Raw genomic sequence first — 22881 nt, forward strand, 5'->3', positions numbered from 1 at the left:
TTGTTTGTCATAAGCAAAATGGTTTCGCTATATATCAATCAAATCGTTACACTATTGCGATTGTTGTCAATAGGACGGGTTTAAATGTTCTGGGTTAAAAAAATAGTTTCACAGTTATTTATGCCCATTCCACTTACGATATTACTGATGCTTTTAGCCGTAGCGCTTTGGCGGTTTTCATCGTTAAAACTCAAGTCGTTGGCTTGGTTGTGCTTTTGTGGCGGCATGATTTTACTGGGTGGGTTAAGTCAAACAAGCATCAGTTATTTTTTAGCGGACTCGCTAGAGTCCCGGTACCCAATTAATTCACAGCCTTTTACAGCTCATTCCGCTTGTTGGGTAATGGTGCTTGGCTCTGGTCACACTGATAAAGCCGATTTGACAGCAGTACAACAATTATCCTCTGTGGCATTAGGCCGATTAATGGAAGGCATACGCCAATTATCGCTTGGTAAGGATTGCCAATTGGTTGTTAGTGGCTGGAATGGCGGTTTTATGCAATCGGCTCATGCCAATGTCATGAAGCAGGCCGCCATCGAACTAGGGATTAATCCTAATAAAATAACCACTTTCCCCGATGCCAAAGATACGATAGAAGAAGCCATGTTTTTATACCCTTTAGTAGGTCAACAGCCTTTTCGGTTAGTCACATCTGCTACTCATATGCCTCGTTCGATGATGATTTTCAACTCGTTAGGTATGCAAGCAGAAGCCGCGCCTGGGAACTTTATTGCTAATAAAGGGTTATGGTGGCGACTAGATGCCGATAACTTACTTAATTCTCAGAAAAGTATTCATGAATATCTTGGTATGCTGTGGATTCAAATAAAAGGTGTGTCAGCAGATCAAATGGTGAATCAGGTTGTGATGCCTAAGGCGGATATAAATGAGTGAGACGTTAACGATTCATCCGCAAACCAAGCGTAATGGCCTTACGCTTGCGATATCAGGAGCGGTAGGATTATTACTGAGTCTGATTTTATTTATAAAGCTAAGCTATTTATTCGCTTTTTCTTTAGTTATTTTCGGCTTGTCGATTGTAGGGCTTTTATTGGGCATTGCTAAGTTAAATGAGCCTGCTGTGAGTCTTGAATTGACTAAGACTGGATTGACGTATTTTCATCGTCGAGGTCAATTCACAATAGGGTGGGATAATATTCAACGACTCGATAATGCCCGTGTTACTCAAAATATGGAATTAATCGAATTGCCCTATCTTGGCTTTAAAGTGAAAAAGATGAATCCTATTTTAGATTCTATTTCGCCTCGGTTAGCAACTGGACTGTTAACAGAGCAACGCCCATTGTTGATGACAGCCGCCACTCACGATGAAGACTTACAAAGTTTAGAACGTTACATAGGTGCAGAGTTTAACCCTTTTGTCAGTCATGGTGAGCGCTATCGAGGCGTATTAGCTATGTTTGGGCGTCGCAGTGAAACCTTAGCAGAAAATTTGGGCTACCATTTGTACATTTCACACGATGCCCTTGATAGAGATCCTAAGCAGATGGTGAGTTTACTTCGTGAGTGGCAACAACAGGCAACAATCAACAACACTTAAGATATTTGCTTGCTTAAAACGATTAAATCGCGGATGTAATTGCTGCGATGCCGATGCCGATGCCGATGCCGATGCCGCTGGAGTGACTTAGATATTTTCAAAAATGAATCGATTCAATCAGCAAACTGCCACTTGCCTTTAGGTTCTTCAACTCATTTGAAGTCGCTTTAGTGGCTTATCTTTTATGGGTTTTCTGTTTTAGGCTTAGTTTAAGGGGAGATGATGAAAACCAGTGAAATTTTGCTAGGTGGGTGTTTATGCGGTGCGATCCGCTATCAAATAGACGGAGCGCCGTTTGATGCAGATTACTGTCATTGTCGCCAATGTCAGTTGTCATCCGGTGCAGTGATGATGGTGTGGATGGATTTTAAGCATCAGCAAGTGAAATGGTTAAAGGGCAATGTGACTGAGTTTGCTTCATCCGAAAAATCCGCCGAGGATTTTGTCAGCAATGTGGCTGCAGTGTTAGCTATCGTCATATGGATCACCCTGATTATCTCACGCTCTCTATTGCCACATTAGATAATCCCAATCTAGTGACGCCAAACTATCATATTTTCACTGACAACCAGGTGACTTGGTTGGCACTTGAAGATAAATGCTCGCGTTATCCTCAAGCAAGACCGTAGTTTCTACTTGCTAAAACGAAGTGAAATTATGTTATCAACATTAAGCAATATTCAATTTAGCATCACGATGACGTTGACCTAAAAATTGTCCACCATCAATGACTTCTAGCTTTTCACAGTAGGCATCGCCTTCAAATAGCCCGGTCGATGATATGTGCAGTTTTTGGCATTGCACTGTGCCTTTAACCAAACCGGTAATACTTATATCCTGACATTGGATATCACCGTTGATTTCGCCGCCAGCTTCAACAACCAAATTACCTTGCGTAAATATGTCTCCAAGTATTTTCCCGCTGATCATTACATCACCGTTAAAATTAAAATCACCTGTTAGTTCACAGCCTTGGGCAATAAAACTCAGTTGCGGACTGTCTTTTTTTTGAGTGAACATGTGAAAACTCTTGTTATTATTAACGTGTTGTTAGCTTCAATCTTGTAATTGATTTTGTATCATCATTTTGACTGGCATGTAAATAAAAAATCATATCTAAGCAGTCTTGAACATGTGTTTTGTTAGGTGCTTGCCAAAGTAACCGCATCAGAAGGGCAGGGTGATACACAGGCACCGCAGCCTGTGCAGGCACTCACGTCAATAACGGGTTTAGGCACTTGGCCAACAGCCATAACGAAGCTGATCGCTCTGGGGTCACAGGCATCTTTACAACTTTGACACCATACACCCGTGTTCGTTAAACAAGAATCCTTAATTGACGCGGTAATTGTCCAAGGCACAGATTGTTGAGCATCAAATATAGGTTCTTTGCAAGCCGTTACACACTTTTGACAAAAAGTGCATTCATCAATAGTAAAATCAACCTCAGGAAACCCTCCATCACCGCGTTTGATGATATGGGTCTCGCAAGCTTTTATGCAATTGTCACAACGAGTGCAAATATCGGTAAATTCAATATCAGCTTTTACCCAAGGAGGTCTTAATGCTGAACTATTCCGACGGTTAAATAAACGTCGACGACCTTGGTCGATTTGACTCATTGTCACTCCTTGCCAAAATAACAGGCAATTAAACAGAAAATTAGTTAGGTTTGTAACCGTTTGGGTTATTTGATTGCCATTTCCAGGTACTGCTTGCCATATCTTCAATTGAATGTGTTGCGGTCCAAGCTAATTCTTTTGCCGCAAAATTGGGATCGGCATAATATTCTGCAATATCGCCAGCTCTTCGGTCAGTTATCTCGTATGCAATTGCTTTACCGCAGGCTTTTTCGAATGCCCTAACCATATCTAAAACACTGTAACCTACGCCTGTACCTAAATTATATGTTACCAGCCCAGGTTGCGTATTCAGTTTATCTAAAGCTTTTAAGTGCCCCATTGCTAAGTCGACAACATGAATATAATCACGCACTCCAGTGCCATCTGGCGTGTCATAATCGCCACCAAATACACTTAGTTTGTCGCGTTTACCGACAGCAACTTGTGAGATAAATGGCATAAGATTATTGGGTATATCGTTTGGATCTTCACCAATTAATCCACTGTCATGGGCACCAACGGGGTTAAAGTAACGTAAGCAGGCAATGTTCCATTCCTGATCAGAGCGGTAGAGATCTGTCAAAATATGTTCAACCATTAATTTTGACTGACCGTAAGGACTGGTTGCTCCTGTAGGAAAGTCTTCTTTAATGGGCAAACTAGCGGGTTCACCATAAACTGTCGCTGAAGAGCTAAATACCAAGTTTTTCACACGATATTCAGCCATAACCTGACACAACACTATGGTGCCGGTGACATTGTTTTCATAATATTTAAGTGGTTTGGCAACCGATTCTCCAACAGCCTTCAGGCCAGCGAAGTGAATAACCGAATCAATGACGTGATCTGCAAATATTTTTTGTAATAAAGCTTTATTAAGCACATCACCTTGATAGAAGGTGACTGGTTTATGGCTGATTTTTTCTGCACGCTTTAGGGCTTCGATACTTGAGTTTGAAAGATTGTCTACAACGATGACATCCTGTCCGACAGCTAATAATTCCACCACGGTATGAGTGCCGATATAGCCTGCACCGCCAGTAACCAAAATTGCCATGTTTAATTCCTAAAAAGTATTGAGCATTGAGGTGTTCTATTACAGTTATTGTAAATCAGCTGACTAGAATTACTATAAAAACCCAGTATTTAAGTTAAATTTAATTGGTTTTAGCGACATGTTGTTACCACATGGAAAAATACTTATCCAAATTACAGTGCTGATTTTAAAGGTTATTTGTTGCTTTGTGTGCCATCTGTATTTATTTATTTACAAAACAAGCTTGTTGCTACACAGACTATAAACTGTGAGGGAGTTAACAAAATTGTTCGGATGACACAATATGAATGCAGTGAAGTTGACGTAAAGTGGAATTATGAGTAACGCAGCAAAGTATATTTCTCACCAACCTGATAGCCAAGGATATATTAATTATTCTGAGCAAGAACACGACCTTTGGCAGCAGCTGTATCAGCGCCAAATTACTAACTTGCCTGGGCGTGCTTGTGATGCCTATTTACAAGGAATTGATGCGCTTAATATGTCAGTGGATAAAATCCCTCAATTACCGGATTTAGACCGTGTTTTAACCAACACCACTGGCTGGAAAACGGCAGCTGTACCGGCATTGATTTCTTTTGGTAAGTTTTTTGAATTATTGGCAAGTAAGCAATTCCCTGTAGCGACGTTTATCCGTACTAAGGAAGAATTTGATTACTTGCAAGAGCCAGATGTTTTTCATGAAGTATTCGGTCATTGTCCCTTACTGACTAATCCTGCGTTTGCAAATTTTTCGCATATGTATGGACAGTTAGGTTTAGCCGCCTCAAAAGAAGATCGCGTTTTCTTGGCACGTTTATATTGGTTCACGGTTGAATTTGGTTTGATGCAAGCTAAAGATGGTCCATTGAACATATATGGTGGTGGCATTTTAAGTTCACCAGGCGAAACATTATATGCACTGAGTGACAAGCCTGAACGTCGTCCATTTGATTTATTAGATGTACTGCGTACTCCCTACCGTATCGATATTATGCAGCCTATATATTATGTGATTGAACACATTGATTACTTAGATGAAATAGCAAAAATGGACATTATGGCTTACGTTAAGCAAGCCCGTGAGTTAGGGATGTTTGAACCCACATTTGCCCCCAAAGTAAAAGTGGCTTCAAGTTAACAGGTCTATCAGCTAGAAGATTATTTTTAAAATAAACAGTAAATTAAGATGTATTTAGGAGTTCCAATGACCGCACTATCCGAAATGAAATGCGAAGCTTGTCAAGCTGATGCCCCAAAAGTAACCGATGCAGAGCTTGCCGAATTGGTTAGAATGATCCCTGATTGGGCAGTACAAGTGCGTGATGGCGTGATGCAATTAGAGCGTGTATATAAATTTAAAAACTTTAAATTAGCGATGGCGTTCAGTAATAAGCTAGCTGATTTAGCAGAAGAAGAATTTCATCATCCAGGTATTTTTACCGAATGGGGTAAGGTTACTGTGACCTGGTGGTCACATTCAATTAAAGGTCTACACAAGAATGATTTCATTATGGCTGCCAAGACCGACCAGTTACTAGATTAACAACAAGACATTTCAATTCAGCATGTTACGTTAACGTAATGTGCTGAATTCTTTCTCTGTTACAATTCTGCTGTAAACTTCACTTGCCACCACCCACATAACACACTACCGTATGCTCAGTTTCCAAAGAAAACACTAATAAATTAGGGAATCAAAGCATTATGCGTTTGGAAGTGAGCTGTAACGATCGCGTCGGCCTCGCGAAAGACATCCTCGTCGTACTTGAAAAATATGGCATAAATTTGATTGCCATTGATGCCAGCAACAAAGGTTTTTTGTATTTACAATTTGCCGAAATCAGTTTTGAAATGCTGCGAGAACTGATGCCACTTATTCGTAAAGTGGAAAGTGTGCACGATGTGCGTACTGTGTCATTTATGCCATCAGAGCAAGAGCATTATGCATTAAAAACCTTACTCAAAACCTTACCTGATTCTGTTTTTTCGCTTAACTCAAAAGGGCGCATACGGATTGTGAATGAATCGGCATTGTTAACCCTAAATATGGCTGAGCATGAAGTGGTTGATGAATCGCTTAATCATTGGGTGCAAGGTTTCAATTTTTCCCGTTGGCTAAGTGAACCTCAAGTCCCCGCTGTTGCATCCCGTGTGACTATTAATTCCAATGAATATTTAGCTGAAATGCTACCTATTTACTTGCCTGATGATAATGATAAAACCATTCTTGCAGGCGCGGTAGTTTCTCTTAAATCACCTGCCAGAGTTGGTAAACAGTTCAATGCATTACAAAACCAAACTACCGGTTTTGATAATGTGTTAGCGGTGAGCGACAAGATGAAAGACGTGCTTAAGCAAGCTAAACGTATGGCTCAACTTGATGCACCGTTATTAATTACCGGCGAAACGGGTACCGGCAAAGAGTTAATGGCACGTGCTAGCCATGATGCCAGTATGCGTAGAGAACATCCTTTTATTGCGATTAACTGTGCGGCGCTGCCTGACAGTGTGGCAGAAGAAGAGTTATTTGGTTTTGTCAGTAATGGTCAAGTGGTCAAGCGGGGCTTTTTTGAAGAAGCTAAAGGCGGCACAGTCTTTTTAGATGAAATAGCCGAAATGTCTAAGGCTGCTCAGGTTAAATTATTACGTTTACTGCAAGATGGTGCTTTTAGACGCATGGGCGGGGATGAAGAAGTACGTGCCGATGTAAGGATCATTTGTTCTACTCAAAAAAATCTGGCTGAACTTTGCCAAGCGGGTGAGTTTAGAGAAGATTTATATTATCGAATTCATGTGCTTAGTTATCACATGCCATCATTGCGTGAGCGTAAAGTGGATGTCATTCCACTAACAGAAATGTTTTTAGAGCATTACAGCCAGCAACTTTCTAGCCCGTTACGCCGTATTTCTGCCTCATGTCGTGATTATCTGTTCACTTATGCCTGGCCTGGAAATGTGCGTCAGTTAAAAAATGCCATTTTCCGGGCGGTTTCAATGTGGGATGGTTCGGCTGAATTAACAGTAGAACAGCTAAAGCTTCCTTCTTATGCGGAAGGTTTTGGCTATTTTGATGAAGAGTTTGAAGGCACATTAGATGAGGCCATGAAAGAGTACGAAGCTAATTTGTTACGTCGTTTGTATCCTGCTTATCCAAGCACAAGGCAATTAGCTAAAAAGCTTGGCGTTTCACATACTGCAATTGCCAATAAATTGCGTGATTATAGTATTTCAAAAAAGCGCTAATCGAGGCGTAATAAAATGGTGTAACGTTTTAATGCCAATTTTTTGCTGACAATCTGAACAAAGCAAGGCTTGAAAATCATCATTTTCAGGCCTTGATTATAAGTGTATATAAATATTTACAAAATAGGGGTTAAAGATAAAAAATGTGATTCAGCGCACAAGCTATTTATTGTGTGGGATATCGGTTATTTCTATCATTAATCAAGCTGTCATTGTCTGATTTAGCCCGCCTTCTTTATGGCTAACAGATGTTTTGAATTTAGGAGCAATAATGAAACTTGCAAGTTATAATAATGGTCGTCGTGATGGCCAACTGATGTTGGTAAGCAAAGATTTAACTAAAGCTGTTGCTGTACCTGCAATTGCTCACACTATGCAGCAGCTACTTGATGCGTGGGATTTATTAAACCCACAACTGCAAGAATTGTACGAAGCATTAAATGCCGGTCAAATGGACAATGCCATCGCATTTGATGAGTCTAAATGTTTGTCGCCATTACCACGAGCTTACCAATGGGCTGATGGCAGTGCCTATGTCAATCACGTTGAATTAGTACGTAAAGCCCGTGGCGCTGCAATGCCTGAAACCTTCTGGACAGATCCATTGGTTTATCAAGGTGGCTCTGACAGCTTTATTGCTCCTAAAGCCGATATCGAAATGGCCAGCGAAGAATACGGTATCGATTTTGAGTCTGAAATTGCAGTTATCACTGATGATGTTGCTATGGGTGTTAGCAGCGAAAACGCCGCCAAACACATTAAATTACTGATGCTGGTTAACGACGTGTCATTACGTAACCTTATTCCTGGTGAACTTGCCAAAGGTTTTGGCTTTTTCCAATCAAAACCGTCTAGTGCTTTTTCTCCTGTTGCTATTACCCCAGATGAACTTGGCGATAAGTGGCAAGACAGCAAAGTACACTTACCATTAGTGACGCACTTAAACAGTGAATTATTTGGTCGTCCCAATGCGGGGGTCGACATGACCTTTGATTTTAGTCAATTAGTGTCGCATGTCGCAAAAACTCGCCCATTAGGTGCTGGCGCGATTATTGGTTCGGGTACTATTTCAAATTATGATCGCAGTGCGGGTTCAAGCTGTTTAGCGGAGAAACGTATGCTTGAAATTATTGCAGATGGTAAGGCAAGCACTCCTTTCATGCGTTTTGGTGATACCGTTCGTATTGAAATGTTTGATGAGAACAATATCAGCATTTTCGGTTCTATTGATCAAAAAGTGGTCGAGTACAAAGGGTAACACCTTAGTCAATTGTGAAAATTTAGGGCAATAACAGCAGTGTTATTGCCTTTTTTATAGGGGAAATGATGTGAAATTATATGGCTATTGGCGTTCGAGTGCTGCTTATCGTGTGCGTATTGCGCTTAATTTAAAACAGTTATCTGCCGATCATATTTCAGTGCACTTAGTCAACAATGGTGGCGAACAGCATAGTGAAACATATCACCACCTGAACCCTCACCATCTTGTGCCTACGTTAGTTGATAGTAATGAGCAGGGTGAATTTAGTTTAAACCAATCATTAGCGATCATTGAGTATTTAGAAGAGAAGTACCCGCAAATTAATGTGTTGCCGACAAATCTTGAAGACAAAGCCGTCGTTAGAGGCATGGCTCAAGCGATAGCCTGTGAAATTCATCCACTGGATAATCTAAGAGTTTTACAATATTTGGTAAAAGAAATGGGCATAGATGAAGGCCAAAAAATGCAATGGTATGCCCATTGGATCCATTTAGGCTTTAGCGCGTTGGAAACCCAACTCGAGCGTTATGCGGGCGAGTTTTGCTTTGGAAATAAAGTGACTTTGGCTGATATTTGTTTGATCCCACAAGTATATAATGCCAAGCGCTTTAATGTGCCTTTAGCTGCCTATCCTAATATTGTGCGTATTTGGGAAAACTGCCATCAATTAGATGCCTTTATTCAATCCGCTCCAGAACAGCAAGCAGATGCGAGTTAATTTCTATTGATGTTAACCGATGACAAAACACCACTATCCAACAATCTGTCATCCCAAACCCAGTTGGCTTTATTAACCACTTGGTTTGAGCAAGATAAGATGCGCATGCAGGCATTAACCGCCTGCTCTGTGGTTTTTAATCGCTTAAACATTAAAGATTGGGCAATTGCTGCAGGGTTTGTCAGAAATTTAGTCTGGGATAAACTACACGGTTTTGCAACCAGTGCCTTAAATGACATTGATGTGATTTACTTCTGTGCTTCCGATTTGAGTGAGCATACTGAACGGCTCATTCAGCAATTATTGAACGACATTCTTGCGCTGAATTGGTCGGTAAAAAATCAGGCAAGAATGCATATTCGTAATGGCGATGCGCCTTATCTTTGTTGCCTTGATGCGATGGAGTATTGGCCTGAAAAACAAACGGCGGTAGCGGTTAAGCTAATAGATAATATCGTCGTTGAACATCATTATTCTGTTCAATTGAACACAGTTGATGCATTTCATCCGCCATTTAAATTAATGTTTATTTTTGCTTTTGGTATTGAACATTTGTTTAATCTGACGTTATCCCACAACCCTAGACGTTTATTAACCGTCTTTGAGCAAAGAGTCGCGCAAAAGCAATGGCTGATCCGCTATCCTCAATTAATAATTAACCGCAACTAGGGATTGAGATATCAATAAGTGATATTTAAATAAATATATTCAACTACTTATCACGGTCAAGTTTTAAGTTGTGCTGGTAGCAAGGCACAATTTACGAGCCAATAGCTGGACTACTACAATTAAAGTCAACACTGTTAGCTGTGTAAGTGGCTATTTGATATCGATTTAGTCTCCCGAGCTGAGATGAATTAAATCGCCTTTCTATACGCATTTGAGTGAGTTTTTAGTTATCTGCGCTTGCCAAAACTAAACGTCTCAGCTATTTTACTGTTATTATATACAGTGTTTTGTTGGCGTATTTTATATTCGTGAAATTCAGTTATGGTTTTTTGTATCAATAAACGATGCACATCCGCATGAATATCAGTGCTGCAAATGTATAAAACTAATCCGATGATGGTAGGTAAACCAATTTGAGATTATTTATTGCAGAAAAACCAAGTCTTGGGAGGGCATTAGTGGATGTCTTACCCAAACCACACCAAAAGAATGATGGTTTTATTAAAGCGGCTAATGGTGATGTGGTTACTTGGTGCATTGGGCATTTGCTCGAGCAGGCCGAACCCGAAGCATATAACCCCGATTATAAAAAGTGGGCGGTAGAGCATCTACCAATCGTCCCAACAGAATGGAAGTTGGTTGTTAAAGCCAGTACCAAAAAGCAATTCACTGTGGTTAAAAAGCTCATTAAACAGGCCGATGTACTTGTTAATATGGGAGATCCAGACCGTGTTGGTCAGATCCTAATTGATGAGGTCATCAATCATTGTGGTGTGTCTAAAGCCCAAAAAGCTCAAGTGATGCGGTGTTTGATTAGTGACCTAAATCCAGCCGCGGTAACAAAAGCCCTAAACAATCTGCGTAAAAATACCGACTTTATTCCATTAGCCACATCTGCCCTTGCCAGAGCCAGAGCTGATTGGCTATATGGTATCAACATGACTCGCTTATGTACGCTACAAGGCCGTCAGTCAGGCTATAACGGTGTGTTGTCTATTGGCCGGGTTCAAACACCCGTGCTTGGGTTGGTGGTACACCGTGATCTTGAAATAGCCAATTTTATCGCAAAACCGTTTTATGAAGTCGTTTGTCAATTAAAAACCCTTTCAGGAGAGTTTTATCAAGCTAAGTGGCGTCCAAGCAAAGCCTGTGAGCCCTATATGGATGAAGACAATCGCGTTTTGTCTAAAGCGTTAGCGATGAATGTCATCTCCAGAGTGCAAGGACAAACAGGCAAGATTGTTAAGGTCTCACAAGATAAAAAATCTACACCTGCGCCGTTGCCTTATAGTTTATCTGCTCTGCAAATTGACGCTGCTAAACGGTTTGGAATGAGTGCTCAAAGTGTGCTTGATACGTGTCAGCAATTATATGAACGCCATAAATTAATTACCTACCCGCGTTCAGATTGCCGTTATCTGCCCAAAGAGCATTTAAATGATGTTCCGCAGGTAATTAACGCCATTGCTCATTCATGCGCCGCATTAAATGGTGCAGCTAAAAATGCCAATTTAAGTTTAAAAAGTAAGGCGTGGAATGATGCTAAGGTGAGTGCTCACCACGCGATTATTCCAACATCAAAATCAACGGATATGAGCCGTCTTTCTGCGGCAGAAAACAACATTTATGAACTTGTCGCACGCCAATATTTGATTCAGTTTTATCCTCCATTTGAGTATGTCGATAAGCAAATTGATACAGAGGTATCAGGCGGATTATTTATTGCCAAGCAAAAGGACGTTGTATCACAAGGCTGGAAAAGCTTGTTTCCCACAAAGCCAAACACACAAGGTGACGGTGAGTTTTCTGCAACGAGTTTGCCCTATGTTGAAAAAGGCGATCAAGTAGACTGCCAGCAAGCTGAGCTCAAAGAAAAGCAAACAACGCCACCTAAGTTTTTTACCGATGCAACCTTGCTTGCTGCAATGACAGGTATTGCGCGTTATGTCACTGATGCTTCTATTAAAAAGGTATTGCGGGATACGGACGGTCTGGGCACAGAGGCGACTCGTGCAGGCATCATCGAGTTATTATTTAAAAGGCAGTTTCTGACCCGTAAGGGGAAAGATATTCGCGCGACAGAGGTAGGCACCCAGTTAATTTGTTCTCTACCAACACGGATGACAATTCCCGATATGACAGCACATTGGGAGTCACAGCTTGAAGCTATTAGCCAAAAAGAAATCAAGTATGCACACTTTATGGACCCTATAACTCAAAGCATAGATGAGTTAATTAATGAGGTTAAAGTCGTGACTTTCACTGGTTTGCAAGGAAAGGGCAAACCTTATAAACCCAAAAGGACCTATAAAGCTAACAAAAAAACAAGTTTCAAAAAATGAAGCATTAACAAGCGTTGCAAACAGCCACGTTTGTTAATGCTTGGCCTGCCTAGAAGGCAAATTGTTGAGTTGATTTATCGTATTTTTAGCTTCAACAATTGGCATTAGGCCGAACTTAATCTAACTCAACAAATACGATCCCTTTGCGCTGGATGTAGATTAGCCTTCCGCCAAATAAAAATGCTGCTGAAGTTAACCCCGCGATTAAGCCAGCCCAGAAACCATGTGCACCCATAGCAGGTACAATAATGTCTGTGTATGCAAGCACATAACCCAATGTCATACCGACAAACCAATATGAAAAGAGGGTAATATAAAATGCGCTGCGGGTGTCTTTATAGCCTCTTAATGCACCTGCAGCGACAACCTGAATTGAATCGGATATTTGATACAGTGCTGCCATTAACATCAAGCTACCTGCTAAAGCAACCACAGCAGGGTTATCATTGTATAGCAGGGCGATTTCTTGTCTGAATATCACAGTTAATATTGCTGTTATCATTGCTAGAGACAAAGATAAGGCGAGGGCAACATAGGTGACTAGTTTGGCGATATCCGTTCGCTCACGTCCAAGGTAATAGCCGATACGAATGGATGCGGCAATACCAATTGATAATGGCAACATGAACACCATAGATGAAAAGTTAAGTGCTATTTGATGGCTTGCAACAACGTTAGCCCCTAATGGCGCCAAAAATAGCGCAATGACGGCAAACAAGCTGACTTCAAAAAACAGCGCCATAGCAATAGGGAATCCTAATTTACTCATGGACTTCATTGTTGACCATTTTGGGGCAAAAAAATGTTTAAAAGGAGCAATCTCAATGAATTTTTTATCCACTAACATGTAGATTGCCATTGAGATAAACATCGCCCAAAACACCATAGCGGTCGCCACACCACAACCAGCACCACCCATCGCCGGCACTCCTAACTCACCGTAGATAAAGATGTAATTGGCAGGAATATTCACCGCTAAACCGACAAAACCAATGATCATGGTTGGCATAGTGTAAGAAATACCTTCACTACAACCCCTAAGTACTTGATATAAAGCAAATGCTGGTGCACCCCACAATATCCCATCAATATAGCCGACCGTGAGGCGATGTAATTCGGGCTCTAAATCCATAAACGCCAGAATATAACTGGAAGAGGCTAAAAAGAACATCACACCTAAAGCTCCAATTATGGCAATATAGCCAGCTTGAAAAAGTAAATTTGGGATCACCTTTTGATTATTCGCGCCATGATGCTGCGAAAATACTGGAGTGAATGCCATTAATAAGCCTTGCACAAATAATATTGCTGGTAACCACAAACTGGTGCCGACAGCCACTGCAGCCATATCGACAGCACTGACGCGTCCTGCCATAACGGTATCAATAAATCCCATCATGGTTTGGGTGACTTGTGCTATTAAAATAGGTAAGGCAAGTTGTATTAATCGCTTGGCCTGAAAGCCGGTGTTGTTCATATTTAGCCCATCATTAAACGAGAGTTATGTTATGTTTACAGGAATTGTACAAGCCACATGTGAAGTGGTTTCGATTCAACAGCAAGCTGGATTGAAACGTTTTGAAATTGCGCTAAAGCCTGAATTGCTTGACCGTTTGCAGATTGGGGCAAGTGTTGCCACCAATGGCGTTTGCTTAACGGTAACTAAGATAGCGAATGATAAGGTTTTCTTCGATGTAATGGAAGAAACATTAAGCCTGACAAACTTAGACAAAGTTCAAGAGGGTGATCAAGTTAACATTGAGCGTTCACTCACCTTCGGCAGTGAAATAGGTGGCCATATATTATCAGGGCATATTCATACCCAAGCCCAAATTGTATCTATTAGTGATACACCTGAGCATTACGATATCGAGCTTGCTGTCGATGCAAAGTGGAGGGATTATATTTTTTATAAAGGCTTTGTTGCAGTTAATGGTTGTAGTTTGACTGTTGGGCAATTAACGGAACGCGGTTTTAAACTTCATCTTATTCCAGAAACATTGCGCTTAACTAATCTTGATTTGCAAGCAGTTGGTGACAAAATGAATATCGAGATTGATAGTCAAACTCAAGTTATTGTTGACACAGTTGAACGTATTCTGGCTAAAAAGCAATTAGGCTAATGCCAAGTCATTATATTGATAGTGACTAGGGACCGTATAACCTTTTAGGTTGTCTTTGATGTGAATTATTGGCCATTGATACAAGGCAGGGGCTTTACAGTCTAGTGACTTTAGGTAACAAGATGATATCGCACGCAGTTAAAATGGCCAACAGACGCTGTCCGAAGGGAACGGCCGAAAACACATTAATAAATCGTGTTAAGTGAATTTTGCTACAGCTAGGCAGCACTCCAGTTGTCGAGCTTTATTGGTTTTATCTCAAACAACTACACCAACAGAGAGCCACAGTCCCTAATATATTTGCTCATCATCAGAATCAATAAACAGTTGTATTGTGCGCCTGTTGTCATCTAAATGCATTTTTATATGGATTGGATTACAACAGATTCGACAATCATCATAATAATCCTGATCGCCACAGCTAGCATCAATCGTGACATGTTGATGATGCCCGCAGTGGGGGCAACTTATAGCCTTAGATAAAAGCTTCATCATTTCTCTCCTAAACGCCTTTGCAGTATGAGTATGACACCCAGTTATCTCATTTGGTTGGTTGTCATTTATAAATATAGTCGGCCAGTAATAATCTGCATTCAGCGCAAGGTATTAAATTAAACCGTTCGGAGCTGATTTTTAAGGATGTTAAAGGTTGATTCGTCTTAAGGTTGTCACATACAATTGACGGCTACATTTTTGGGTCATTAAGACTCTTGTACTGTCTTTATTCCATTAATGTTCATCACTTATTTTAAATTAAACCAAGTGGCCCTACGTGTGGGTCACCACTGGCCAAGGAATTTTCATGCCTATTATTACATTGCCTGATGGCAGCAAACGTGAGTTTGCCAATCCTGTATCTACTCTCGATGTTGCAGCTGACATTGGTCCTGGCTTAGCCAAAGCCTGTATTGCTGGTCGCGTTAATGGCGAACTAAAAGACGCCTGTGACATTATTTCTACCGATGCGGATTTATCTATCATCACGGCTAAAGATGAAGAAGGTGTTGAAATTCTTCGCCATTCTTGTGCGCATTTGTTGGGGCATGCTATTAAGCAATTATGGCCTCAAACCAAAATGGCTATTGGTCCTGTTATTGATAACGGATTTTATTATGATATTGATTTAGACCATAAACTGACTCAAGAAGATATTGATGCGTTAGAAAAACGCATGATGGACTTAGCCAAAACAAATTATGATGTGGTTAAACGAGTCGTGTCTTGGCAAGAAGCCCGTGACGCATTCAGCGAACGTGGTGAAGAATACAAAATAGCTATCTTAGATGAGAATATCAGCAAAGATGCAACGCCTGCTTTATATCATCACGAAGAATATACCGACATGTGTCGTGGTCCTCACGTCCCTAACATGCGCTTTTGCCAACACTTTAAATTAATGAGTGTTGCGGGTGCATATTGGCGTGGTAACTCTGACAATAAAATGCTGCAACGTGTTTATGGTACTGCGTGGGCAGACAAAAAAGCCCTTAAAACACATTTAACTCGTTTAGAAGAAGCGGCAAAACGTGATCACCGTAAAATTGGTAAGCAATTAGATTTGTACCATATGCAAGAAGAAGCTCCTGGAATGGTGTTCTGGCATAATGATGGTTGGAGCTTATTCTTAGAGTTAGAAAAGTTCATTCGTCAAAAACTAGGTCAATACACTTATCAAGAAGTGAAAGGTCCATTAATGATGGACCGTGTGTTGTGGGAGCGTTCAGGTCACTGGGATAAATACTCAGAAGCCATGTTCACCACTAAAAGTGAAAACCGTGAATATGCCGTTAAGCCAATGAACTGCCCAGGTCACGTGCAAATTTTTAACCAAGGGCTTAAATCTTACCGTGACTTGCCATTACGTATGGCTGAATTTGGTTGCTGTCATCGTAATGAGCCATCAGGTTCATTACATGGATTGATGCGAGTACGTGGTTTTACACAAGACGATGCACACATTTTCTGTACGGACGATCAAGTCCAAAAAGAAGTGAGTGCATGTATCCAAATGGTATATGACACTTATGCCACATTTGGTTTTGAAAACATTGTTGTGAAATTATCAACACGCCCAGAAAAGCGTATTGGTGATGACGATATGTGGGATCGTGCGGAAGAAGCATTAAAGCAAGCGCTTAAAGCCAATAATATTGAATTTGAAATATTACCTGGTGAAGGTGCGTTCTACGGACCTAAGATTGAGTTCACATTACATGATTGTTTAGATCGCGCTTGGCAGTGTGGTACTGTACAATTAGATTACGCGTTACCGTCTCGTCTAGGGGCAACTTATGTTGCTGAAGACAATAGTCGCCAGACACCGGTAATGATCCATCGTGCTATTTTAGGCTCGTTAGAACGTTTCCTCGGCATTTTGATTGAAGAATATGCTGGTAAATTCCCAACATGGCTTGCACCAATGCAAGTTGTTGTAATGAATATTACTGACAAACAGTCTGAATATGTTGAAGAAATCGTTAAATTCTTCAAAGAACAGGGCATTCGTGCATCTTTTGACTTGAGGAATGAGAAAATAGGCTTTAAAATACGCGAACACACCTTAAGACGTGTGCCTTATTTATTGGTCGTAGGTGATCAAGAAATGGAAAATAAGGAAGTTGCGGTGCGTACCCGTGATGGTATCGATTTAGGTAAGCTAAAATTAGAAGATTTTGCTACCAAGATACGTCAACAGATTTCGCTCCGTAGTCTAAAATTGTTGGAGGAATAGGTCATAAAGATCAAGAGAGCAGCAGGGCGACAACCAGCGCCTAATAGAATCAATGATGAAATCACCGGTGTTCCTGAAGTCCGTTTATCGGGTTTAGATGGTGAGCCAATTGGTATCGTTAGCATTAAAGAAGCCCAGAGTGTAGCAGATGAAGCAGGGGTAGACCTTGTAGAAATCAGCCCTAATGCTGAGCCTCCAGTTTGTCGCATAATGGACTACGGTAAGTTCCTTTTTGATAAGGCTAAAGCCCAAAAAGAACAAAAGAAGAAGCAAAAACAGGTTCAGGTTAAGGAAATTAAATTCCGTCCTGGCACTGATGAAAACGACTATCAGGTAAAACTACGCAACCTGATTCGTTTTCTGGAAGATGGGGACAAAGCGAAAATTACGCTGCGTTTCCGTGGTCGCGAAATGGCACACCAAAACCTAGGTATGGATCTTTTGAACCGTATCAAGGCTGATTTGGAAGTATATGCGGTTGTTGAATCTTTCCCGAAAATGGAAGGTAGACAAGCAATTATGGTGCTAGCACCTAAAAAGAAATAGTAGGGCAACCAATTAAAAAGTAGCGAAGACTCTTTTGAGGACTTCGCTCGCCTTACGTTTTATTAACGTCCCAATGCGGAGTTTTAGAAATGCCTAAAATGAAAACAGACAAGGGTGTACAAAAACGCTTCAGAAAAACCGCTAATGGTTTCAAGCGTAAACAAGCACACTTACGTCACATTTTGACCAAGAAGAGCACTAAGCGTAAACGTCACTTACGTGCTAAATGTTTAGTAGCTAAGTCTGATGTGCCAGCAATTGCACGTCAACTACCATACGCTTAATTAAAGGAGCAATGAACAATGCCTAGAGTTAAGCGTGGTGTAACCGCTCGTGCTCGTCACAAGAAAGTACTTAAATTAGCTAAAGGTTATTATGGCGCTCGTAGCCGTACTTTCCGTGTTGCTGTTCAAGCAGTAACTAAAGCTGGTCAATATGCTTACCGTGACCGTCGCCAAAAGAAACGTCAATTCCGTCAATTATGGATTGCACGTATCAATGCGGCTTCTCGTCAAAATGGTCTGTCTTACAGCCGTTTCATCAACGGTTTGAAAAAGGCGTCTATCGAAATCGATCGTAAGATTTTGGCTGACATCGCTGTATTCGACAAAGTTGTATTTGCAACTTTAGTTGAAAAAGCAAAAGAAGCTTTAACTAAGTAATTAGTTAGTCGGCTTTGAAAAGAGGAACCTTCGGGTTCCTTTTTTTATGGCTAAATGTTACAAACTTTTGACGATAGTAAATGTATTTTAGCCTGTTTATACCCAAGTCATTAGTGATGTGAAGCACCAGATTGACTCAGTTCTTTTAAATTGAGGCGCATTGTTAAAATACTGGTAGCTCCCATGTAAAACAGGATGAAAATTAACAAAGCTAAAACGCACCCTGGAGCAATTTTCTACAACATTATGCTATTTAACTACTATTTGAACTACGACAGTATGCATGCCGCTGATAAAGCTATGGCGGATCTACTGCCGAGAAAGTCTATGATCAACCTAATTATCTCTGGTTTATAAAGTGAAGCACTCATACCGAAAGACCAACTAAAAATGAAATGGGAATGATCTTAAACCAGCACTATTTTATTATTTTATTGGCGTAACGAGCTTAATTATTGCAGTAAGTAAATGTCTCTATTGGGTTAAGCTATGATTGGTCGCTTTCTAATTACACGTTAACTTTGCATTTAATAACAAGGTCAATTGACTCTACATAGCTCGCCTGTTGTAAGAATACTTCAGTAAAAAATAACACTGTTAACGGGCAACGATCTTTTTGACATGCATTGATAATCATTAGCAGAGGCTATTGATTGAGTGTTATTCTTAACGTTATTCTGGCGTAAGCTTTGACGGCTTGCCACAAGGGCACTGTTATTTAATGATTTGATTATTAAGTTTAATCGAAATTTATCAAGAGCATTCAACACACTGTGAATAACACTCGATCATCAATATCACCTAAATTATCCAGTCTTTCTTCACTTGTTATTGATGAGTTTGGTGAAGGAGGGTCTTTATCTCGACATGTACACCAATATCGTAGTCGCCAGGTGCAAACAGATATGGCCGTTGCAGTAAGCGAAGCTATGATAAAAAAGACAAACTTAATTCTAGAGGCTGGCACAGGTGTTGGAAAAACATTTGCATACTTGATCCCTGCATTATTAAGTGGCAAACAAGTGGTTGTGAGTACTGGTAGTAAGAACTTACAAGAACAATTGTTTTTAAAAGATTTACCCGCGTTGCTTTCAATGTTGGACATCACCCCACGGATTGCCTTGCTAAAAGGCCGTAGTAATTATTTATGCCAGCTTCGTTTAGACAAGCAAATGCAGTATGCAAGTCAGTATCGAGAGCAAGCATTAGATGATTTGTTGAAAATTAATCAATGGGCAACGCTCAGTAAAGATGGCGATATTGGTAATTTAACCTCAGTGTCAGAACACTCGTCTGTTATTCCCGGTGTGGTGAGTACAAAAGAAAGCTGCACAGGGAAAAAATGTGACTTTTATGATGTGTGTTTTACACGTAAAGCCCGCTTAAAAGCGATGGAAGCAAAGCTTGTTGTGGTAAACCACCACTTATTTTTCGCAGATAGATTATTAAAGGACACCGGATTTGCTGAGCTGTTGCCTGATCCTGATGTGGTGGTATTTGATGAAGCACATTTAGTTCCTGATATTTGCATCAGTTATTTTGGAAGTCAAATAGGCAGTCGCGAGATTGATAAGTTGCTTAGCCTTTTTATTTCTATTCATAAAAAAAACATTCGTGACAGCATTCAAATAGAACATTTAGCTAATCGAGCTATAATGGCTTTAAACCATTGGCATAATGCCATGTTTGATAGTGCTCAGACAGATTGGCGTCAAGTGCTAGCGACAAAATCTTTGATAGTAAGCTCATGGGAATTACATCAATCTTTAGCTGAATTAGGTCAGCTTGTTACGCACCACTTGGGGCGGGATGATGATCTAGACAATGCATTTGAACAACTTGTTAGTCTAAACGATAGATTAAAAATATATTTTGAATGCCAAGATCCACAAGCGGCATATAGTGTTGAATATGGACCTAGGTTTATTACACTGCGCGCTTCACCTATTAATGTTGCCAAGCAATGTGAGCAGTTGTTTACTCCTAAAACCTCTTGGATTTTTACCTCTGCCACTTTACAAGTCAATCGCCAGCTAAGCCATTTTGCAAAAGAATTAGGCTTACAAAATGCAACACAAGTCATTTTAGACAGTCCTTTTGATTACCCAAACCAAGCTATGTTTTGTGTCCCAAGGCATTTAGGCAAAGTAGGCCAAACACAATTTAGTGCAAAGCAACTTGTTGATGTGTGTGTGCAAGCAATTAACGCCGCACAAGGGCGAACATTTATTCTATTTACCAGTCATAGCATGTTGGAACAGGTTGCCAGTTTATTGCGAAGCCAAGTGAATTATCCGTTACTTGTTCAAGGACAAGCAAGTAAGCAAAGTTTACTTAATAAGTTTCGACAATTGGGCAATGCTGTGTTGTTGGGTACAGGCAGCTTTTGGGAAGGCGTCGACGTAAGAGGTAAGCTATTGAGCTGCGTGATTATCGATAAATTACCTTTTGTATCGCCAGATGATGCTTTATATCGGGCAAGGGCGACAAATATTGAACGTCAGGGTGGCGATCCTTTTGCCGCGATTTCGTTACCACAAGCTGTAATAGCATTAAAGCAAGGGGTAGGGCGGTTGATCCGTGATGAAAAAGATCGGGGAGTACTGATACTGTGTGATAATCGCATTGTAAATCGTGCTTATGGACAAGCTTTTATCAATTCTTTACCCCCAATGCACCGTACCCGTGATTTAGATAGTGCGTTACACTTTTTAAAACAAATCCCTTAAGTTATCATAGCGCCCTAATTTTGATCCCAAACCAAACGGGTTGTAAACATGACTTTTCATTCTCCATTACGTGTACTCGCACTTGATACTTGCACAGAATCTTGTTCTGCAGCCCTTTGTGTTGACGGAAACTTATTTACTCGTATTGCAGATGCTCCGCGCGAACACAGCCAACGTTTACTACCTATGGTTGACGAAGTGCTTAAGGAAGCCAAAATTACACTTGCTGATATCGATGTGATTGCATACGGACGAGGTCCAGGTAGTTTTACTGGCATCCGTATTTGTACTAGCATGACGCAAGGGCTCGCATTAGGTTGTGATTTACCCGTTATAGGTATTTCTACATTGGCCGCTATGGCGCAAATGGCAATAACAGAGCATGGTGCAGAACAAGTATTTTGTGCCATAGATGCACGAATGAATGAAGTTTATGTCGGTCAATTTATTGCTGAAAATGGTATAGCAACGTTAGTTGGAACTGAACAAGTCTGCCTACCCGCAGATGTTGAACTACACTTAGATGCATCCAAATCTATCAAAGCCTGTGGTACAGGATTTGACGCTTATCCAACATTAACTGAATTAGCTGTCTCTATAGAGGTTGTTGAAGCGATAAAATTTCCCGATGCTAAAGCTATGCTAGCACTTGCGGAGTTCGGCGTAAGCCAAGGCATGCAAACATCTGTAGATGATTTAGCGCCAGTTTATTTACGTGACACAGTTACGTGGAAAAAACTACCCGGACGAGAATAATATTGATAAATGCTGTGCGTTATTTTTCAACGATGGTATAAATACATCACAATAACGCATTAACATTTTCGGTGTATAAAGTCTTGTGAGATAAACATCAATGCAAATTAATTCTACATCGATTCAAAAGACAGTATCTCAACCCATGGTGAAAACCACATTGAGCCAAGCTGTTGCGGGTAATCGCCCGTCAGGCTCTGTGGATGACATTAAACAGATAAACCCGCCTGCACCCAATAATGTTTCTTCCTATACACAGTCCATTGCTCAACCGATTGAGCAAAATCTATTAAGTCAAAATGAAATAGAACAAGCTGTAACAGATTCGGGCTTATTTGAGTTTACCGGAAAAAGTCCCCGATACGATTTAGCTTCCAATGGTACTGATAACAAAAGCGCAAAAATACAATATGATACAGATATTGAGATGAACCGTGGCGCCATACAGATGTATATGATGACACAACATGCCGCTCAGCGTGATGAGATACAACAAATGGTCGGTATCGATTTATACGTATAAGTTGTATTAGTTTCGACTTGATCTGACATTCAACTTGAAAAAGTGAGAGATACCCGTTTTGATAAAGGTGTCGAATCTTTTAATCAAAACCAAAGGTAACTCTCATGTTGCATACTAACAATCCAATCATTAAACACAAAGCAGGTTTACTCAATTTAGCTGAAGAGCTGGGTAACGTATCTCGAGCATGTAAAGTAATGGGTGTCTCTAGAGATACATTTTATCGCTATCAAGAACTTGTTGAAGATGGTGGTATTGACGCCTTAATTGAAAAGACAGGCAGAACACCTAATCTGAAGAATCGAGTTGACGAAGCGACTGAACAGTCAGTAATTAAATATGCTATCGACTTTCCG

General features: G+C 40.5%; 24 protein-coding genes and 1 pseudogene. 20 read left to right on the forward strand and 5 right to left on the reverse strand.

From position 1 onward, the window contains the following. Positions 1–84: 84 nt before the first annotated feature. From ORI98_RS10110 to ORI98_RS10120, 3 genes and pseudogenes are all read left to right on the forward strand, one after another. Positions 85–894 carry a YdcF family protein gene (locus ORI98_RS10110; protein WP_306135137.1) on the forward strand — a complete coding sequence of 270 codons (810 nt, stop codon included), beginning with the start codon at positions 85–87 and terminating at the stop codon, positions 892–894. Continuing rightward, a complete protein-coding gene (locus ORI98_RS10115) occupies positions 887–1561 on the forward strand; it encodes a DUF2982 domain-containing protein (RefSeq protein ID WP_306135138.1) in 675 nt (224 codons plus the stop codon). The genes ORI98_RS10110 and ORI98_RS10115 overlap by 8 nt, the downstream gene beginning before the upstream one ends. Positions 1562–1783: 222 nt before the next feature. After that, positions 1784–2190, forward strand: a pseudogene (locus tag ORI98_RS10120) (GFA family protein). Positions 2191–2230: 40 nt separating this feature from the next. Here ORI98_RS10120 and ORI98_RS10125 read toward each other — a convergent pair. The 3 genes from ORI98_RS10125 to galE form a co-directional block, all read right to left on the reverse strand. Next, complete coding sequence (locus ORI98_RS10125) at positions 2231–2581, reverse strand: polymer-forming cytoskeletal protein (protein ID WP_261296774.1); 351 nt, start codon at positions 2579–2581, stop codon at positions 2231–2233. A gap of 122 nt (positions 2582–2703) precedes the next feature. Then, positions 2704–3183, reverse strand: a complete 480-nt coding sequence (gene napF, locus ORI98_RS10130) for a ferredoxin-type protein NapF (RefSeq protein WP_261296773.1) — start codon at positions 3181–3183, stop codon at positions 2704–2706. Positions 3184–3223: 40 nt separating this feature from the next. Then, positions 3224–4240 (reverse strand): UDP-glucose 4-epimerase GalE, encoded by a 1017-nt coding sequence (galE, locus tag ORI98_RS10135; RefSeq protein WP_306135139.1) that lies wholly within the window; start codon positions 4238–4240, stop codon positions 3224–3226. Between the two features lie 316 nt (positions 4241–4556). Here galE and phhA point away from each other — a divergent pair, with 316 nt between their 5' ends. The 7 genes from phhA (at position 4557) to ORI98_RS10170 (ending at position 12455) form a co-directional block, all read left to right on the forward strand. Further along, entirely contained in the window at positions 4557–5360 is an 804-nt protein-coding gene (phhA, locus tag ORI98_RS10140; protein ID WP_306135140.1) for a phenylalanine 4-monooxygenase, read from the forward strand. A 66-nt stretch (positions 5361–5426) separates the two neighbouring features. Then, positions 5427–5765, forward strand: a complete 339-nt coding sequence (locus ORI98_RS10145) for a 4a-hydroxytetrahydrobiopterin dehydratase (protein ID WP_188839443.1) — start codon at positions 5427–5429, stop codon at positions 5763–5765. Between the two features lie 161 nt (positions 5766–5926). Beyond that, complete coding sequence (tyrR, locus tag ORI98_RS10150) at positions 5927–7465, forward strand: transcriptional regulator TyrR (RefSeq protein ID WP_261296770.1); 1539 nt, start codon at positions 5927–5929, stop codon at positions 7463–7465. 271 nt (positions 7466–7736) lie between these two features. Beyond that, complete coding sequence (locus ORI98_RS10155) at positions 7737–8723, forward strand: fumarylacetoacetate hydrolase family protein (RefSeq protein WP_306135141.1); 987 nt, start codon at positions 7737–7739, stop codon at positions 8721–8723. A 70-nt stretch (positions 8724–8793) separates the two neighbouring features. Next, entirely contained in the window at positions 8794–9444 is a 651-nt protein-coding gene (maiA, locus tag ORI98_RS10160; protein WP_306135142.1) for a maleylacetoacetate isomerase, read from the forward strand. Between the two features lie 9 nt (positions 9445–9453). Further along, positions 9454–10113 carry a nucleotidyltransferase family protein gene (locus ORI98_RS10165; protein WP_306135152.1) on the forward strand — a complete coding sequence of 220 codons (660 nt, stop codon included), beginning with the start codon at positions 9454–9456 and terminating at the stop codon, positions 10111–10113. Between the two features lie 413 nt (positions 10114–10526). Continuing rightward, positions 10527–12455, forward strand: a complete 1929-nt coding sequence (locus ORI98_RS10170) for a DNA topoisomerase III (protein ID WP_306135143.1) — start codon at positions 10527–10529, stop codon at positions 12453–12455. A gap of 115 nt (positions 12456–12570) precedes the next feature. Here ORI98_RS10170 and ORI98_RS10175 read toward each other — a convergent pair whose 3' ends face one another. After that, positions 12571–13932 (reverse strand): MATE family efflux transporter, encoded by a 1362-nt coding sequence (locus tag ORI98_RS10175; RefSeq protein ID WP_261296766.1) that lies wholly within the window; start codon positions 13930–13932, stop codon positions 12571–12573. Positions 13933–13963: 31 nt separating this feature from the next. On the opposite strand from ORI98_RS10175, the gene ORI98_RS10180 reads away from it, so the two are divergent. Then, on the forward strand, positions 13964–14578 hold the full coding sequence (locus ORI98_RS10180; protein WP_261296765.1) for a riboflavin synthase subunit alpha: 615 nt from the start codon (positions 13964–13966) through the stop codon (positions 14576–14578). A gap of 291 nt (positions 14579–14869) precedes the next feature. Here the strand turns inward: ORI98_RS10180 and ORI98_RS10185 are convergent, their stop codons facing one another. Further along, positions 14870–15070: a CPXCG motif-containing cysteine-rich protein gene (locus ORI98_RS10185; protein ID WP_261296942.1), complete on the reverse strand. Its 201-nt coding sequence runs from the start codon at positions 15068–15070 to the stop codon at positions 14870–14872. Positions 15071–15380: 310 nt separating this feature from the next. On the opposite strand from ORI98_RS10185, the gene thrS reads away from it, so the two are divergent. The 9 genes from thrS to ORI98_RS10230 all read left to right on the forward strand — a co-directional run. After that, complete coding sequence (gene thrS, locus ORI98_RS10190; RefSeq protein ID WP_261296764.1) at positions 15381–17309, forward strand: threonine--tRNA ligase; 1929 nt, start codon at positions 15381–15383, stop codon at positions 17307–17309. Between the two features lie 3 nt (positions 17310–17312). Next, complete coding sequence (gene infC, locus ORI98_RS10195; protein ID WP_248986376.1) at positions 17313–17855, forward strand: translation initiation factor IF-3; 543 nt, start codon at positions 17313–17315, stop codon at positions 17853–17855. A gap of 89 nt (positions 17856–17944) precedes the next feature. Next, positions 17945–18139: a 50S ribosomal protein L35 gene (rpmI, locus tag ORI98_RS10200; RefSeq protein WP_055023949.1), complete on the forward strand. Its 195-nt coding sequence runs from the start codon at positions 17945–17947 to the stop codon at positions 18137–18139. An 18-nt stretch (positions 18140–18157) separates the two neighbouring features. Then, positions 18158–18517 carry a 50S ribosomal protein L20 gene (gene rplT / locus ORI98_RS10205; protein WP_188839453.1) on the forward strand — a complete coding sequence of 120 codons (360 nt, stop codon included), beginning with the start codon at positions 18158–18160 and terminating at the stop codon, positions 18515–18517. 195 nt (positions 18518–18712) lie between these two features. After that, positions 18713–18874, forward strand: a complete 162-nt coding sequence (locus tag ORI98_RS10210) for a hypothetical protein (protein WP_306135144.1) — start codon at positions 18713–18715, stop codon at positions 18872–18874. 416 nt (positions 18875–19290) lie between these two features. Further along, the gene (locus ORI98_RS10215; RefSeq protein WP_371931147.1) at positions 19291–21246 is read left to right on the forward strand and encodes an ATP-dependent DNA helicase; all 1956 of its coding nucleotides are present in this window, start codon (positions 19291–19293) and stop codon (positions 21244–21246) included. A 48-nt stretch (positions 21247–21294) separates the two neighbouring features. Further along, complete coding sequence (tsaB, locus tag ORI98_RS10220) at positions 21295–22002, forward strand: tRNA (adenosine(37)-N6)-threonylcarbamoyltransferase complex dimerization subunit type 1 TsaB (RefSeq protein WP_261296763.1); 708 nt, start codon at positions 21295–21297, stop codon at positions 22000–22002. A gap of 100 nt (positions 22003–22102) precedes the next feature. Further along, the gene (locus ORI98_RS10225) at positions 22103–22525 is read left to right on the forward strand and encodes a hypothetical protein (RefSeq protein ID WP_306135145.1); all 423 of its coding nucleotides are present in this window, start codon (positions 22103–22105) and stop codon (positions 22523–22525) included. A gap of 104 nt (positions 22526–22629) precedes the next feature. Then, positions 22630–22881, forward strand: a 252-nt coding sequence (locus ORI98_RS10230; protein ID WP_306135146.1) for a helix-turn-helix domain-containing protein, incomplete at its 3' end; no start/stop codon positions are given.

The sequence above is a fragment of the Shewanella sp. ULN5 genome (assembly GCF_030731885.1).
GTDB classification, from domain to species: Bacteria; Pseudomonadota; Gammaproteobacteria; order Enterobacterales; family Shewanellaceae; genus Shewanella; species Shewanella holmiensis.